A 15,281-nucleotide genomic window follows, 5' to 3' on the forward strand; every position below is an offset into this window, starting at 1 on the left:
TTTCGATTAAATGATTACAGTGTAACTTCTTTGCCAGTGGCGCTGGATTCCTGAATACCATCAAGGATCTTTTGGACGATCAGCGACTGCTGAGGCGGAGTGCAGAGCTCTTGCTTGCCGAGAATGACGTTGGTGAAGTTCTTGAAGCGGCAGCAACCTGGATATGCCAGTGGTGCTTCGACATTTTCAATGATGTCGTAGTCCGCACGAATTGGGTCATTGCGGAAGACCTTACCCGAGGCAACGTCGGCACCTGCGTCGGTTCCGTAGAGTTGGACGCCGTTGCGATTCGCGTTTTCCTGATGGCAAGCCCAGCTGGCGTCGAGTGCGACAGTGGCACCATCGGAGAAGCGGATTAACGCAGAAGCGAAGTCATCAACATCGAAGGTTGTTTCGGTCTTGTCTGACTTGCCCCAGCCACCATAGCCCAAGCCACGGTTGCCAAATTTCGTGTAGGTCGCGCCGTAAACGGAGACCGGATCGAAGCGATTCATTGTGTAGAGGCAAAGGTCGAGGAAGTGCACGCCAATATCGTTGAGGCAGCCGCCGCCAGCGAGGGCCTTATTGCCGAACCAAGTGCCCTTGCCGGGAATGCCGCTGCGGCGGTTCCAGAAAGCCTTAGCATGGTAGATTTCACCAAAGACGCCCTGACGCTGCAGGCTCGCGATCTTTTGATGCTTGTCGACGAAGCGCTGGTTCATGCCCACGGTGAACTTTTTACCAGCCTTTTCGGAGGCAGCGATGACAGCGGCACCTTCTTCCTCGCTCATAGCGAAAGGTTTTTCCAAAATGACGTGCTTGCCAGCTTCGAGCGCCTGAATGGCGAGCGGTGCGTGGAACTTATTGGGGACGGCGATGTAGACCGCGTCCACATTCTTATCAGCCAATAATTCTTCCGTAGTTGCGTAGCTGTTCGGAATGTCGTTTTCCTCACAAAGCTTTTTTAGCCGCTCTGCGCTAAGGTCGGTTGCGGCAATGACGGTCGAGTCATCGTATTCATTGATATTTTTGCAGGCGGACCAGGCAATGCCACCTGTGCCGATGAGGCCATAACGAACTTGAGACATAATTTAATCTAGGGTTTGGTTTAATAAACGTCGGGTTTTGTTCTTAGGAAAGGCGATTGATAGTGGATTGCTAGTTAATAGAGTTTACAAAAGCTATGTTTTTTTATTGTTTTCTCTACTTGTCGCCTTGAACCAAGACAATCTCTTATAAGTCCGTGCTTACTGGAATTCGCAATTTGCAGCTGTCGTCAGTCGCGCATTATCACCAACCTGCTGGTGTGCATCCTAGGGCTCGAGCCCAGACTTCAGGTCATATATGCATCGAACTGGTAACCGGCGGGCGTGGCTGGGTCTGGCACGAGGATGAGTGGGTGGAGGTGTTGCCTGGCTCCTTGGTTTGGCATGGGCCAGGGGACCACACGATTGGTCGAAGCGAATTTGATGATCCCTACCGTTGTCTGTCGGTGCGCATCCGTTTTCAGGGAGGCTTTCAGCGACCCTTTCCGCGTGTGACGAAGTGGGAGGATTTGGACGCCGTTGCTCAGTTCACCGAACAGGCAGTGAAACTTGCTTATGAGGAAAGCTTCGATTCACAACTGTTGGCCGAGCGGCTTTTCGCTGAGCTTCAATTTCGTGCCGGACATTACGCTTGGGCTGCTGGTCGGCGACGAGCACCAGAACCGCTTCTACTGGCGCAGCAGGCCATTGAACGTGATTACGCGAAATCAATTTCGGTCGAGGACCTCGCTAAGCTTAGCGGATGGTCCGTTCCGCACCTGCATGCAGAGTTTCGCCGCTACTATGGTAAGCCGCCGCATCAGGCGCTGATTACTCGCCGCATTCGTGCAGCCAAAGTGCAACTTGCGGCGACGAATAACCCGATTAAGCAGATTGCCGTGGAATGCGGTTTCTCCGGCGCTTCGGCCTTTTGTACTGCTTTTAAGCGTCAAACGGGAGTGAATCCCGCAGTTTTTCGTCAGGAACGTCAGCTCGGTGCCGGGTAGGGGAGATTTTATTGGGCGGGAAGCATTTTTCACGGAAAAAATGCGAGATTTTATACGCCAAGTGATATGTATCTCTAGCGCTTGTTACTTAAACTAATTAAAACGGAACATGCTGCGGGGCCTCGCAGGTTCTTTAAATAGAAAGACCTGCAAAATATGAAAAAACATCATGCTGGTTTCACCTTAGTGGAACTGTTAACCGTCATCGCGATCATTGGTATTTTGGCTGCTATCATAATCCCGGCAGTGTCCGGGGCGATGAGAAAAGCCCAACAGATGGCCGCGATGACGAACGCCACTGGCATCGCCGATGCCCATCAAGCCTACCTGACTGACCGGGGCCGTGCCCTGAGCGCTGATCAGATCAAGTCCGTTGGTGATTTCGCGGCCCTCATGGTCCGCTATGGCTACTTGGAGAGCGCTTCGCCTTTCTTTGCAGTGGATGACCCCTTGGCACCCGATCCCATTCCAGTTTCGCTCGCCATCAAAAGCGGTGACGCCTGGGAGCCGTCGCCACAGTTCTCTGCCTGTGATGCTTATAGCGTAGACCTCGCGATCGGTGTCTCAGGCCAGGGGCCAATGTCCACCACGCCCATCGTCTGGTCTCGCGGCCTGACCTCCGATGGAGAATGGTCCGATGACGGAGTTTGGGGCAAGGGCAGCGGGTTCGTGATCTACGGTGATGGCCACGCAGAGCTCTTGGATTCGATTGGGAAGGGTGATGAGTCTCGGCTCCTTCATTACGAGAACCGCACGCCGACGAGTAACGTGCTCGAAGCGTTGCCTGGATCGGCCAAAGTCCGAGGCAAGGGCGCAGGTTCTCTAGACGGCCAGTCAGGCTCTGGTTCCTGACAAAATAACAGCGCACAGCGGCGTCTTGGCGACAGGGCGCCGCTTTTTCCGTGGTCAGGAAATGGCGCTGGCGTCCATCGTCGCAAACTCATTGACACTCATAGCGACCTGCCTTTCATCGGAGAGCATGATTCAACGAGACCTCCTGTTAAAATTGGCCAAGCTAGTAGTCGCCGCCTCTTGGGCTGACGGCAAACTGGAGGTGAGTGAAATTAACGTGCTCAAAGACCTCATTTTCTCATTTGATGATCTTGACGAACGCGATTGGCAGACACTGGATCTTTACATCGAATCGCCCGTCAGCGAGGCCGAGTGCAATGAATTATTGCAGGACTTAATTGACGCGGTTGCGAGCGAGGCAGACAAGGCCGTGGTCATGGACAAGCTACGCGAACTTGTAGAAGCGGATGGCATCGTTACCGAAGATGAATCTCGCCTGCTCGCCGAGGTGAAGTCTTGTCTGGATAACAAAAAGACTGGCCTGCTGACCTTCCTGAGTAGCCTTAGCGGAATTGGCCGTCAGCGACGTTCGAGCCGTTTCAATCGCGAGGAGCGCATTGACGATTTCATTAAAAATCGCGTCTATTTTAACATTCTAACCGAGCATGCTGCTTCGGTTGCCGTTACGGAAATGCCTGAAGACGCGATGCGCCGCTTGTGCCTTTATTCGTCGCTGTTCGCCTTCGTGGCGAAAGGCGATGAGGTAATCTCGGATGAAGAAAAAACTGCGATTACTCAGGTTATCCAAACCGCCTACGGTCTCACGGATGAACTCGCGTCCATTGTCTGCGCTGCAAGTTTGCAACTGGTGCAGAAGAACACGGACAAATATGAAATCACGCGGAGCGTTTACCAGCAGACGAGCTATCCCGAGCGGGTAACGCTGGTCAAGGTGCTGTTTCAGATTGCCAATGCGTGTGATAAAACCAGCAACGACGAGATCAACACCATCAGCCAAATTGCTGATCTGTTACGACTTCAGCGGACAGATTTTATCGCGGCTAAATTTTGCATTGCAAAGGAAGATCGCAAAGGACTCTAGTCTGAACGTGAGAGGGCTTGTGCGTGTCTAGCCGCGTACTCTGTCTTTGGAATCGACATCGCGGTGCGGATCCGTCTGACTAATTACCTATGAATACCTCCCCGCTCGGCGTCCAGCGTCTCGCCCACGCTTGCATTCATGTGGCCGAAATCGACCGCTCGTTGACCTTTTATTGCAATACGCTCGGTTTTGCCAAGAAGTTCGATTTCATCGACAAAGCCGGTAAAATCTTTGGTGCTTACGTCGAGCTCGCCCCTGATACGTTTCTGGAAATCTTCGAGAATCCGGATTCCGCGAAAGGGCAATGCCCAGTGAACCATTTCTGTCTCGAAGTCGCGGATATCGATGTGGCGGTTGACTTCCTCAAGGCGCAGGGCGTCGAGCTGTTCGTGGATAAAAAAATGGGCGCGGATCAGTCGTGGCAGGCCTGGTTTGGTGATCCTGATGGCGTGCGCATCGAGCTGCATTGCTACACCGCAGATAGCTCACAACGCACGGGTGCCGCTTGCAAAGCTACTTGGCGCTAAAGTTGGGCCGCTAAGAACAGATTGCTACTGTTTGATGTAATTTTCCAGTAGAGTGACTGCGCGGGCGGGGCCGTCTTCTTTTTGTAAGGTGGTTGCGGCATTTTCAGCAGTTTGGCGGAGAGCGGAGTCACGTTCGATTTGATCGACCCAACGGGCTAATTGTTTCGGCCAGACGGCGCGTTTGCCCGTCATCGAAAGGCCGAGTTTCTGGCATTCATTCGCCCAGAAAAACTGGTCGGCGATGTGCGGGATAATTATCTGCGGCCGTCCGCTGTGCAGAGCCGAAGCCGTGGTGCCAGCGCCGCCATGGTGGATGACCACTGACGCTCGCGCAAACAATCGATCATGGTTGGCGTGGCCGATAATTTTTATTTCCTGGCGCTCTGCTCCGGGTGCTTGGCGAAAGCCAGCCCAGCCACTTTGCACGATCAGTTTTTTACCTTTGGGCCAATGGCTGAGCAGTTCGGCGAAATCATTTTCCGCGCTGTCCCAAGTGACGCTGCCAAAGTTGAGCACGGGGACTTCTTCTCCGGCGCAAAAATCGTCCAGCTCGCGCTCAATGGTCTCATTGATTGGCGTCTGATAACGCCAGTAGCCGGTGAAGGTAAAGCGCGAGTCGAGGTGCTCGCGGGGCGGCGCGAACAGCTTTTCTGAGACCGTTACCAAGGCGAGGGGTGCCGGTGTGCGGAAGAAGCTCCGCGCCTTGGGAATGTTGCGGGCGCGGAGCACATCGTAGACCACGCCATTAAGCGTGCGGGTCACGGTGAAATCAGCAATGCCCCACCAGGCATTGCGCCAGGCCCGCCCGAGCGCGCCAGGCAGGAAGGGGGCAGACAGTCCCGGTAAGGGGGCGTTGACGGCAGTGGGCACAGAGTTATGGGCGAATGTGGCCACAGCGAAACGCGCGCCCTTTTGTTCGGCCACAGTCTGCAAAAAAGGATACAGATAGGACGAGACCAGGAGGTCTGCACCCGTCAATAATTCCTCCAGAATGTCGAGATATTCGTGGTAGTAGGGCAGGCCAAATTGGTAAATTCGCTCTAACTGCTTGAGTGGCTGGTTGACCCGGGACAGGGATTTCATGGCCTCACTGCCGTCTTGAACTGACCAATCTGGCGGAACGCTGCGAAACGGCACGCCAGAGCCTTCAATCAGCTCCTGGAACAGCCCTGACGCCGCGAACACCGTTTCATGCCCCGCAGCCATCAATGCTCGCCCGAGCGCAATCATCGGGACAATGTCGCCCGTGGAGCCATGGCTGGTGATGACAACACGCATCGGGCGCTGGTGAATGATTGGCGGGTTAATTGAGGTCCTCTAGGATGGAACGTAACTCTGCAGCAGGGTCGTCATGATGCTGCACCACAGCGAGCTGCAACGCGTCCTCCAGAATGGGTTTGGCAGCGGCAGTATCTCCGGTTTCGAGCAGGACCTTGCCCAATAAAATGCGCGGCATCATCCAGTCGTCCCGACTGTTTACGCATAACTCTAAATGCTCTTGCGCGTCGGCGTAAGCCTTCTCATCAAAGAGTGCCTGGCCCAGACTGTAGCGGAAGAGTGTGTTGTGCGGGTCTTTGGCGACCCGTTCGCGAAAGATTTCGGAACGCATAGGTGATGTTGGTGTGTTCTAAGTTTTAAATTTGGATTGTGGAGTCAAGTCGGGCTAACGGCGTTTCTCAACTCTTAACTCAGAACTCCGCATTCTGCCACTAATTTAGCTTTTCACACTTGGCATAAGTCTTTTACCTAAGGTGACATTGGACGGGAAAGCTGCACGACTAAAATCGACACTGCGCTGGCTGTGGCAGGCTAATCAGTTGGATTTCTTCCCGCTGCGCAAGCACCTGCGCGGCTACAGCTTGGGTGCTGCCCGGGGGGATTTTACGGCGGCTTTTAATGTGGCGTTGCTGGCGTTCCCGCAGGGGATGGCGTATGCGCTGATTGCGGGCCTTCCGATTCAGTATGGTATTTACGGTTCGGCGGTAGCAGCACTGGCAGGGGCGTTTTTTGCGGGTTCACGCTTCATCACGCTTGGGCCGACGAATGCGACAGCAGTCACTTTTGCCTCGGCAATGGCGGCGCTATCGATTGTGGACGGCGAAATGCGCGCGGCGATGCTGCCTTTGTTGCTGCTAATGATCGGGCTGTTTTTGGTCGTGGGTGCTTATATGCGCGTGGCCAGCGTGATCCAGTATATTTCGCGAACCGTGGTCACTGGCTATATTACCGCTGCCTCGCTGCTAATCATCGTTGGCCAGTCCAAGAATGCGCTCGGCATTACGTTCTCTCCCGAGGAGCGAGAGCGTGCGACGACCTTTTTTGAGAAGCTGATCATCACGGTTAGGCATTTGCCTGATTTGCACGTCGAGTCCGCGACCCTCAGCATCATGACGGCGGTGCTCTATCTACTGCTCAATAAGAAATTTCGCACCCTGCCGAATGTCGCGATCACCATGGTCACGGTCTCGGCAATCGCAGTCGGGTTGAGTGCGTTATCGGCGAATGAGTCCCTGGCCGGCTCGTTTTTTGCCCGCAATTGGGATGCGAGCGATATTCATTGGCTGCATAAAATAGACGCCAGCAACTGGCCCGTGACCGTGCCGGCTTTCGATTTTGACGCGATTGCTCAGCTTGCCAATGTCGCCTTGGCCATTGCGTTGCTCTGCGTGCTTGAGGGCACAAGTATCGGCAAGAGCCTGGCGGCGCGTTCGGGCGAAAAGCTGGACGGTAATCAGGAAATTCTGGCCATTGGAGCGGCAAATATCGCTTGCGGCTTTTTTGGTGGGATGCCAGCCTCGGGCTCCTTGACCCGCTCTCAACTGTCGTGGAGCAGCGGTGGGCGCACTCCGGTGGCCTCTCTGATCAACGGACTCATGGTCGTGGGGAGCGCTTTTTTGCTAGGCCCGCTGATTCATTACATCCCGCAGTCGGTGTTGGCGGTGCTCGTTATTTTCATTGGTCTTGGGCTATTCAATCGTCACGCAATCAAGATCGTGACCAAGGCTACGCGCAGCGACGCCGCAGTGTTTTACACTACCTGTATTGCCGGTTTGCTGATTCCTTTGGACACTGCGATCTACTTGGGTGCGGGCCTCAGCATTGTCCTGTTTTTACGTAAGGCCGCGACGCCTGAGCTGGCCGAATACGGCTTTACTGATGGTGGGGAACTGGCCGAATTGGAAAACCCGAAACAGCGTCGCAATGCCGAGATTTCCATTGTCCACGTTGAAGGTGATCTGTTCTTTGGAGCCGCCGAAATTTTCGACGAACAAATGCGCCGCGTATGCGAGCAGCCCAACCTGAAAATCGTTGTCCTGAAAATGCGCAACGCTCGCCACCTAGACGCCACTTCCGCGATGGCGATTGAAGAGCTTGTTGGCTACATGAACGAGCGCGACCGCACGCTCATCCTCAGTGAATGCCGTGATGCGTGCATGCGCACGCTGACAGAATCTGGCGTTTTAGAGGTGCTCAATGAGAAAAATGTTTTTCGTGACAATCATAGCAACGCCACGCTCTCAACCGCAATGGCGCTTGGGCGTGCTCAGGAAATTCTCGGTGATCAGGAGATCGACATCAAAATTTACGTCAACCCCAACAAGCGCAAAAAGGTCGGAGAAGAGTAAACTACCTGATGCAGTTGTGGTTTGTTTGGAAGTAAATACGTATGCCTGAGCTTGCAGAAGTTGAATATTTTCGCCAGCAGTGGAACGCTGGAATTGGCAGAAAAGTGAGCGCAATAGAGGTCCATGCCAATGCGCGCATCTTTCGGGAATGCCCAGCGGAGATTTTAGTCAACGGACTTGCTGGAGCCACGTTGCGTGGCTCTGATGCGCAGGCCAAGCAAATGCTGTTTGAGTTCTCAGGCGGGCGTTGGTTGGGCCTGCACCTTGGCATGACGGGCCGTCTGCTCTCTGAGCCAAAGCAATATGCGGCTGGGCCGTGGGATCATTTTATGCTGCGTCAGGCGTCGGGCACGCTGGTTTTCCGTGATCCGCGGCAATTCGGTTTACTCAAGTGGCATGTGGGGAAAACGCCGCCTGATTGGTGGGTTTCGTTGCCGCCAGCAATCCTTTCCGAGGCGTTCACCGTGGAGGCAATGGCGGCCTTTCTGAAGCGTCGTGGCAAGTCGCCGCTCAAGGCCGTGCTACTCATGCAGGAGCGTTTTCCTGGCGTCGGTAATTGGATGGCGGACGAGATTCTCTGGCGGGCAAATTTGCACCCTCAGACCAAAGCTGGTGCCTTGACCAATGCTGAACAAATTACTTTGCATTGCAAAGTTTGTGAGGTGTGCGCCGATGCGTTACGGGCGATTGCCGGGCAAGGTGGGGCGCTCCCGCCGGACTTAAATGTCAACATCCCTGAGAGTTGGCTATTCTGGCATCGTTGGCGTGATGGCGGGCATTGCCCCCGTGACGGTCAGGCCTTGCAGCGTGAATCAATTGGCGGACGCACTAGCTGTTGGTGTCCGCAGTGCCAAAATGGGTGACTCTTACCCGGATCGCGTCAGCTTGACTCTATTTTTTATCAGGTATTTGCCTTAAATACATTTGCCATGAATTGCTGAGTTGTGTCATGGTGACCGTGTCATTGACGTCATCGCCATGGCGTCACCCACATTTCTTCTGCTGAGACGATGAACAAGGATATTAAACTCTTTGCCTGCCTGTGCATTGGCAATGGTGTGCTTGACGTAAGAGCCTGTCAGAAGCTCAAGCGATTGCTCCCCGACGATGTCGAACTGCTGGATTTTGCCCAGGCGATCCTGGATAACGACATTTATGAGGATTTCGACGCGATGCAGGAATTACTCGATCAGGCTGTCGAGATGGATGAGGCCAACGACGAGCCGCCTTTTGACCCCTTTGTTGAACTGAAAAAAAAGCCCGGCGGAAGCCGCCCTAGCGTGGTAGTCGGCACCTTGCCCAAAATTCCAGAGCCGAAAATTTCTGAGCCCGATCCGGAGCCGAATAAACGCCCATCGATTAGTTTGCGTTCCCATACGCCAACGCCGGAAAAACAGCCCCCCCCCTCAGCTCCAGAAGAGGACGAGCCGGAATCGTCGGATTTGGCTGCTGCTGTCAGTGCTATCTGGCAGGCGACTGGCTCAAAAGCGCCCGAAGACGCCATGGCTGGCGTTGACATGTCCAAAGTCACCCCGGCACCAGAGTTGTCCACTGCCGAGGCCAAGCAGGCCGTTGCCGCAATGGCGGCTCAGGCCCAGCAGATGCAGGATACGCACACGGATTCAGGTGAGCCCGTTGAGCGCCCCAAGCCGCGTGAAGCCACGGTGAAGACCGAGGGCGTGAAGCCAATTTGGCCGGACCCTGGCCCGCTCGATCCAGACAATACGAACCAGATGCGTTTTGCGCTGATTGGGCTGCTGCTCAAGGCCTCAGAATACGGGGCGAGCGATGTCCACATTTCCGCTGATAGCCGCTTGTTTATCCGCCGTAACCGGAGCGTGGAATATGTGTCGCAGTCTGTAGTGTCGCGCAAGCTCGCCAACGCGATGAATCTTTCCGTGCTCAGCGCGGAGCAAAAGGAATATTTTGCGGCCGAACAAGATTACGACTTCGCCATGCCCTTCGACAAAGGACAGCGTTTTCGTGTTAATTTGATGCAGCATAAGGACGGCGTAGCGGGCACGTACCGCATCGTTCCATCGGAAATTCCGACGCTGGCTGATCTGGGATTCGATTCTCAAGGCGTGGACACCATCACCAAGCTTTTGGCCTACCACAACGGCTTGATCCTCGTCACGGGGCCTGTGGGTGCGGGTAAGACAACAACCCTCGCCGCCTTGGTGAACATTCTTAATCAGACACGGCAGGACCACGTAATTACCGTCGAAGAGCCGATCGAAGTCATTCAGGAGTCGGTTCAATGCCAGATCACTCAACGTGGCGTCGGCCCGCACACGAAGTCCTTCAAGAGCGCACTCAAGGGTGCCTTGCGTCAGGACCCGGATATCATTGTCATCGGAGAAATGCGTGACTTGGAGACGATCGAAATGGCCATTAGCGCCTCAGAAACCGGGCACCTCGTTATCGGAACAATGCACACGAGTGACGCATCAACGACGCTCAACCGCCTCCTCGACGTATTCCCACCCGCCCAGCAGCCACAAATTCGCGCAATGGTCGCCGAGAGCTTACGCGGCATTCTTTGCCAACGCTTATTGCCGGATCAGCAGGGGGCTACGGCGATCGCCTACGAGCTTCTCCTTAAGAACACGGCGGTGTCGGCGCTCATTCGCGACGGCAAATCCGAGGGACTGTCCAATATCATCGAGACGGGGCGCCGTGACGGCATGGTGCAGATGGATAATTCCATCATGGGTCTCTGGCAAGAGGGGCGTATTGACGCCGATACCGCCATTGCCAACTTACGCAGCGATCCGCTCAAGAACCAGATCCGCAACGGAGGTGCCGCCTCGCCGAGCATGACGCCCCCTCCCGCATCTGATGCCGGAAAGAAAAAGGGCATGTTTGGCCGCTAAGATTTACTCACCTACACACTTACCAATTTTTATACACGTCCCCCCCCATGGCTGAAATCGACGCACTTCTCAAAGGCATGTTGGATAACGACGGCTCGGACCTGCACCTCGCGGTGGGCTCTGTACCCAAGATTCGCGCGTCGGGTGCGATGCAGCCGCTGACCAACGAACCCGTCACCGCGAAGCAGATGGCAAAGCTGCTGAGCCAGATCACCAATGAGACACGCTGGAATCATTATCTGGAAACGCGTGACCTCGACTTGGCTTATGAGATCAAAGGCTTGGCCCGTTTTCGTGGTAGCTTCTTTTACAATCACTGGGGGCAAGCGGCGGTGTTTCGCCAAATTCCGGCGGAAATTCTCTCTTTCGACACGCTGAAGCTGCCCGAGGTGTTGCGCGATGTCTGCGCCTACAAGGAAGGCCTGGTTTTCGTTACCGGGCCAACCGGTAGTGGTAAATCGACCACGCTCGCGGCGATGATCGACTACATCAACGAGAATTACCAAAAGCACATCATCACGATCGAAGACCCGATCGAGTTCGTGCATCCGAAGAAGAAAAGCGTCATCGTGCATCGTGAAGTTGGCGAGCACAGCGGCTCGTTTGCCAACGCCCTTCGTGGTGCCATGCGGGCTGACCCAGACATCATTCTCGTTGGTGAAATGCGCGAGTTGGAAACGATCAAGCTGGCTCTGGGTTGCGCCTCCATGGGTATGCTTGTCTTTGGCACGCTGCACACCAACAACGCCCCGAAGACCGTGGACCGCATCATTGACGCCTTTCCGGCGGAAGAGCAGGGACAGATTCGCATTATGCTCGCGGGCTGTCTCTCTTGCGTGGTGTCGCAGCTACTTTGCAAAAAAGTGCCCAAAGGCCGTGTCGCCGTTCACGAAATATTGCTCAAGCACGACGCACTCCCGAACACCATTCGCAGCGGTCGCACGAGCGCGATCCGTGGCATCATCGAGAGCAGTATGGCCCAAGGCATGACGATGATGGACTTCTCGATCAAAAAGCAGCTCGAGGCTGGCAACATCACTGGCAACGAAGCCTACATGAAAGCCGCCGACAAAGAAGCCTTCAAGCAATACCTCGACGATCCCGTCGTCTAGCCAACGTCCCGTTGGATCGAGAGTTTTTGCACTGCAAAAATGCGGAGAGGCACTCGGCTCTAGTAAAGAAGTGAGCTAGAGAATTTGGATTTCGTATGGGAGAGGCGGAGGGGCACTGGTGTGCCTAATGTCACGGTAGCCCGATGGATACATCGACTGCCTCCACGTGGCCGTCAAAAAACAGCGTGTTCCGCACGCTGCCGTGGATTGGCTTTGCGGGGGTGCTGGAGGCCCAGCCTTTGCCCGTGACGTCGGGGTGCTGCTGATCAGCGTCCATGACGGCCCAAGTGCGTGAGGGATCGATGATTTGATAGACATTGCCCGCGACCGTCTCGCTGTCGTTCTTTGCCAGGGCGGGATGAACGCCCCAGACGTTGATAATTTCGGCCGAGTTGGGGTTTTCCGCCTTGGTGTTCATGACGAATGTCCGCGGCTCGCTGCCAAGCTCGTCAATGGGGAAGGCGGGGGGAATAAGCGCCTCCACGCGATAGGGCGGCGTGGCGTTGGCTGGGACGTCTAGGTAACTAGCCAGAAAATTGCTGAGCCGACCGTCTTCCTCGTCGCGATCAGGCTCGTAGATGGGAATTTGGCCTGGCCAGAGCGGGCCGGGAAACGTTCCGTTATGTTCTTGTGTAAAGAGGTTGATCGCTGCGCCTGTTTGGCGAAGGGCATTGACGCCGCCGGATTTCTGGGCCGAGGTGCGGACTGCGCCTACTGCCGGGATGAGCAGCGCCGCGAGTATGCCGATTATGGCAACGACGGTGAGTAATTCGATTAGAGTAAAGGCGCGGGAAAACCGGCGGTAGTTTAGCATGACGGCATACTGATAGGGACTTCGATTAACCTCAGAAATTGACTGAATGCCTTCCTGCATCCCACATAAACAAAGGAGGCTGTTTTTAAACAGGGGGTTAATCGAAGTCCCCTTAGGTTGCATGTGGACTAATGGTTGGACGCGTACGGTTCATCTTACTTCTTCAATTTCTCCTCAACTGATTTTTGAAATTGCGGGTCTGTCATTTCCGAAAACATTTCATCATCGACAGGGATCTCGACATACAATCCCTGATCAGTATCAAACGCATTCGTGATAGGCGAACTTCGACCTAGTTTCAACAAATAACCATCAGAATCTCTCTCCCAGATTAAAACTTTATAAGAATCAAAATCTATAACGATATTGTTCTTCCGGCAAAATTGCTTAATCTCGTCAACATCAGCGGGAAGTCTTCCATATTCGACATAGTATCTGCCTGAAAGATACATAGCTTCTTCGCCTGGCTCTCCCGCTAATTCAAGAGGGCCATTTCGGCATCCAGAAAACAACAAAGCAAACGCTAAGCTAAATATAAATATAAGACCTGAGATTCTCATGTTTATGCGGGATGCAGGAAGGCATTCAGTCAATTTCTGAGGTTAATTGAAGTCCCCTGATATAACTTAGTCGGAAATATTTCAGCCCAATTCAGCAAATCGTTACGATAAACGCAAAACCCACTCCATCTGCGCCCAAAGAGTTTCCTTGGTCCCAGGGAGGCGCCTGCGCTACCATGAATGAGCATATCGCTAAATTGCCGCCGAGACCAAAGAATTGCCGAAATGAAGGTTTTTCGTTGCCTCATCCCCCAGCATTCCGCGAAATCACGCGCTATGCCCAAGCAAGCCCTTATTTCGGTCAGTGACAAAGCCGGCGTGGTGGACTTCGCCACCGCCCTTGTGAAGGAGCACGATTACGTGATCCTCTCCACTGGCGGCACCGCCAAGATCCTCGCCGAGGCGGGACTCCCCGTCACCGAGGTCGGTGACTACACCGGGTTCCCGGAAATGATGGAGGGGCGCATTAAGACGCTCCACCCGAAAATTCACGGAGGGCTGCTCTGCCGCCGCGACAAGGAGGACCACCTCGCCCAAGCTAAGGAGCACGGCATCGACATGATCGATCTGGTCTGCGTGAACCTTTACCCGTTCGAGGCCACCGTTGCCCGACGTGACGCCACGTTCGAGGACGCCATCGAAAACATCGACATCGGCGGCCCATCCATGCTTCGCAGTGCGGCCAAGAACCACGCCAGCGTGAGCGTTGTCAGTGATCCTGCCGACTACGATCGTGTCCTTGCTGCAATGAAGGAAGGCGATGAGGCCCTGACGACACTCCGCCGTGAATTGGCGCTCAAGACCTTCCAGCGCACTGCGGCTTATGACGCCGCGATCAGCAACTATTTGGATGGTAAGCTCGCCCCGGAATTGGAAGGCGGCACCCTTGGCCTGCCAACGCAGCTCAACATCAACCTGAAGCGCGCGCAGAGTCTGCGTTATGGTGAAAATCCGCACCAGAAGGCGGCGCTCTACGGGCGTTTCCACGAGTGCTTCGAGCAGCTTCAAGGCAAAGAACTTTCCTACAACAACCTCATCGACATCACCGCTGCGGCCTATCTGATCGGTGAATTTGAGAAACCCACGCTGGCGATTCTCAAGCACACGAACCCGTGTGGCGTTGCCTCGCACATGAACCTGACTACCGCGTGGGAACAGGCTTTTGCGACCGATCAGCAAGCGCCTTTTGGTGGTATCATCGTGATGAATCGCACGCTCGACGCCGAGCTGGCGACGATCATTTCCAAGATTTTCTGCGAAGTCATCATCGCGCCGGACTTCACCGCCGAAGCCCGCGAAATCATGGCCAAGAAGAAGAATCTGCGTCTCATGATTGCTCGTGACTGGATGCGCGCTGAGTCCTTGCAAGAGGTCAAGAGCGTGATCGGCGGCGTGCTGCTACAGGATCGCGACAGCAAGCGAATCGACCCGCGCGAATTCAAGGTTGTCACCAAGCGTAAGCCGACGGAAGAAGAGTGGGCCGCGCTGCTCTTTGGCTGGCGCGTGGTGAAGCACGTGAAGTCCAACGCAATCGTTTATGCCGCACCCGAGCGCACCATCGGTGTGGGCGCTGGCCAGATGAGCCGCGTGGATTCCAGCAAGATCGCCGTTTGGAAAGCGGGCGAGGCGGGGCTGCCGCTTGATGGCAGCGTCGTTTGCTCGGATGCCTTTTTCCCGTTCCCCGACGGCCTCATTGCCGCCGCGGAAGCAGGCGCGAAGGCAGCGATCCAGCCCGGCGGCTCAGTCAAGGACGCGGAAGTCATTGCTGCCGCCGACGAGCGCGATATGGCCATGGTCTTCACTGGTACACGCCATTTTAAGCACTAATTGAGATTGGGGGGGATGCCGTGAATAAACCTTC

Annotated in this window: 14 protein-coding genes; 9 read left to right on the forward strand and 5 right to left on the reverse strand. The window is 54.8% G+C overall.

Annotated elements, in window-relative coordinates; all coding sequences use genetic code 11:
- Positions 1–14: 14 nt before the first annotated feature.
- Positions 15–1,067, reverse strand: coding sequence for a Gfo/Idh/MocA family protein (locus IE065_RS04780; RefSeq protein WP_189512352.1), 1,053 nt, complete (start codon positions 1,065–1,067; stop codon positions 15–17).
- A 155-nt stretch (positions 1,068–1,222) separates the two neighbouring features.
- Between IE065_RS04780 and IE065_RS04785 the strand changes: the two genes are divergently transcribed.
- From IE065_RS04785 to IE065_RS04800, 4 genes are all read left to right on the forward strand, one after another.
- Complete coding sequence (locus IE065_RS04785) at positions 1,223–2,011, forward strand: helix-turn-helix domain-containing protein (RefSeq protein ID WP_189512354.1); 789 nt, start codon at positions 1,223–1,225, stop codon at positions 2,009–2,011.
- 156 nt (positions 2,012–2,167) lie between these two features.
- Positions 2,168–2,863 (forward strand): type II secretion system protein, encoded by a 696-nt coding sequence (locus IE065_RS17985; RefSeq protein ID WP_200163213.1) that lies wholly within the window; start codon positions 2,168–2,170, stop codon positions 2,861–2,863.
- Between the two features lie 25 nt (positions 2,864–2,888).
- Positions 2,889–3,905 (forward strand): tellurite resistance TerB family protein, encoded by a 1,017-nt coding sequence (locus IE065_RS04795; RefSeq protein WP_229792058.1) that lies wholly within the window; start codon positions 2,889–2,891, stop codon positions 3,903–3,905.
- Positions 3,906–3,994: 89 nt separating this feature from the next.
- Entirely contained in the window at positions 3,995–4,432 is a 438-nt protein-coding gene (locus IE065_RS04800; RefSeq protein ID WP_189512358.1) for a VOC family protein, read from the forward strand.
- A gap of 24 nt (positions 4,433–4,456) precedes the next feature.
- Here IE065_RS04800 and IE065_RS04805 read toward each other — a convergent pair whose 3' ends face one another.
- Entirely contained in the window at positions 4,457–5,710 is a 1,254-nt protein-coding gene (locus tag IE065_RS04805) for a glycosyltransferase (RefSeq protein ID WP_189512360.1), read from the reverse strand.
- 25 nt (positions 5,711–5,735) lie between these two features.
- The gene (locus tag IE065_RS04810; protein ID WP_189512362.1) at positions 5,736–6,041 is read right to left on the reverse strand and encodes a tetratricopeptide repeat protein; all 306 of its coding nucleotides are present in this window, start codon (positions 6,039–6,041) and stop codon (positions 5,736–5,738) included.
- A 142-nt stretch (positions 6,042–6,183) separates the two neighbouring features.
- On the opposite strand from IE065_RS04810, the gene IE065_RS04815 reads away from it, so the two are divergent.
- The 4 genes from IE065_RS04815 to IE065_RS04830 all read left to right on the forward strand — a co-directional run bounded on the left by IE065_RS04815 (position 6,184) and on the right by IE065_RS04830 (position 12,046).
- Positions 6,184–8,058 carry a SulP family inorganic anion transporter gene (locus tag IE065_RS04815; protein ID WP_200163214.1) on the forward strand — a complete coding sequence of 625 codons (1,875 nt, stop codon included), beginning with the start codon at positions 6,184–6,186 and terminating at the stop codon, positions 8,056–8,058.
- A gap of 41 nt (positions 8,059–8,099) precedes the next feature.
- Complete coding sequence (locus IE065_RS04820; protein ID WP_189512365.1) at positions 8,100–8,921, forward strand: Fpg/Nei family DNA glycosylase; 822 nt, start codon at positions 8,100–8,102, stop codon at positions 8,919–8,921.
- Between the two features lie 147 nt (positions 8,922–9,068).
- On the forward strand, positions 9,069–10,934 hold the full coding sequence (locus IE065_RS04825) for a type IV pilus twitching motility protein PilT (protein ID WP_189512367.1): 1,866 nt from the start codon (positions 9,069–9,071) through the stop codon (positions 10,932–10,934).
- A gap of 47 nt (positions 10,935–10,981) precedes the next feature.
- On the forward strand, positions 10,982–12,046 hold the full coding sequence (locus IE065_RS04830) for a type IV pilus twitching motility protein PilT (protein WP_189512369.1): 1,065 nt from the start codon (positions 10,982–10,984) through the stop codon (positions 12,044–12,046).
- 130 nt (positions 12,047–12,176) lie between these two features.
- Here the strand turns inward: IE065_RS04830 and IE065_RS04835 are convergent, their stop codons facing one another.
- Together IE065_RS04835 and IE065_RS04840 are read right to left on the reverse strand one after the other, a co-directional pair.
- Positions 12,177–12,860: a type II secretion system protein gene (locus IE065_RS04835; protein WP_189512410.1), complete on the reverse strand. Its 684-nt coding sequence runs from the start codon at positions 12,858–12,860 to the stop codon at positions 12,177–12,179.
- Positions 12,861–13,015: 155 nt separating this feature from the next.
- Positions 13,016–13,420: a hypothetical protein gene (locus IE065_RS04840; protein WP_189512371.1), complete on the reverse strand. Its 405-nt coding sequence runs from the start codon at positions 13,418–13,420 to the stop codon at positions 13,016–13,018.
- Positions 13,421–13,696: 276 nt separating this feature from the next.
- Between IE065_RS04840 and purH the strand changes: the two genes are divergently transcribed.
- A complete protein-coding gene (gene purH, locus IE065_RS04845; RefSeq protein ID WP_189512373.1) occupies positions 13,697–15,247 on the forward strand; it encodes a bifunctional phosphoribosylaminoimidazolecarboxamide formyltransferase/IMP cyclohydrolase in 1,551 nt (516 codons plus the stop codon).
- The last annotated feature ends 34 nt before the right edge of the window (positions 15,248–15,281 follow it).

This window comes from Cerasicoccus arenae, assembly GCF_014651635.1.
Lineage (GTDB): Bacteria > Verrucomicrobiota > Verrucomicrobiia > Opitutales > Cerasicoccaceae > Cerasicoccus > Cerasicoccus arenae.

Bases quoted from the DNA above. Each gene is read 5' to 3' on its own strand.
- IE065_RS04780 (WP_189512352.1), bottom strand. From the start codon at position 1,067: ATGTCTCAAGTTCGTTATGGCCTCATCGGCACAGGTGGCATTGCCTGG.
- IE065_RS17985 (WP_200163213.1), top strand. From the start codon at position 2,168: ATGAAAAAACATCATGCTGGTTTCACCTTAGTGGAACTGTTAACCGTC.
- IE065_RS04800 (WP_189512358.1), top strand. From the start codon at position 3,995: ATGAATACCTCCCCGCTCGGCGTCCAGCGTCTCGCCCACGCTTGCATT.
- IE065_RS04805 (WP_189512360.1), bottom strand. From the start codon at position 5,710: ATGCGTGTTGTCATCACCAGCCATGGCTCCACGGGCGACATTGTCCCG.
- IE065_RS04810 (WP_189512362.1), bottom strand. From the start codon at position 6,041: ATGCGTTCCGAAATCTTTCGCGAACGGGTCGCCAAAGACCCGCACAAC.
- IE065_RS04820 (WP_189512365.1), top strand. From the start codon at position 8,100: ATGCCTGAGCTTGCAGAAGTTGAATATTTTCGCCAGCAGTGGAACGCT.
- IE065_RS04825 (WP_189512367.1), top strand. From the start codon at position 9,069: ATGAACAAGGATATTAAACTCTTTGCCTGCCTGTGCATTGGCAATGGT.
- IE065_RS04830 (WP_189512369.1), top strand. From the start codon at position 10,982: ATGGCTGAAATCGACGCACTTCTCAAAGGCATGTTGGATAACGACGGC.
- IE065_RS04835 (WP_189512410.1), bottom strand. From the start codon at position 12,860: ATGCTAAACTACCGCCGGTTTTCCCGCGCCTTTACTCTAATCGAATTA.
- IE065_RS04840 (WP_189512371.1), bottom strand. From the start codon at position 13,420: ATGAGAATCTCAGGTCTTATATTTATATTTAGCTTAGCGTTTGCTTTG.
- purH (WP_189512373.1), top strand. From the start codon at position 13,697: ATGCCCAAGCAAGCCCTTATTTCGGTCAGTGACAAAGCCGGCGTGGTG.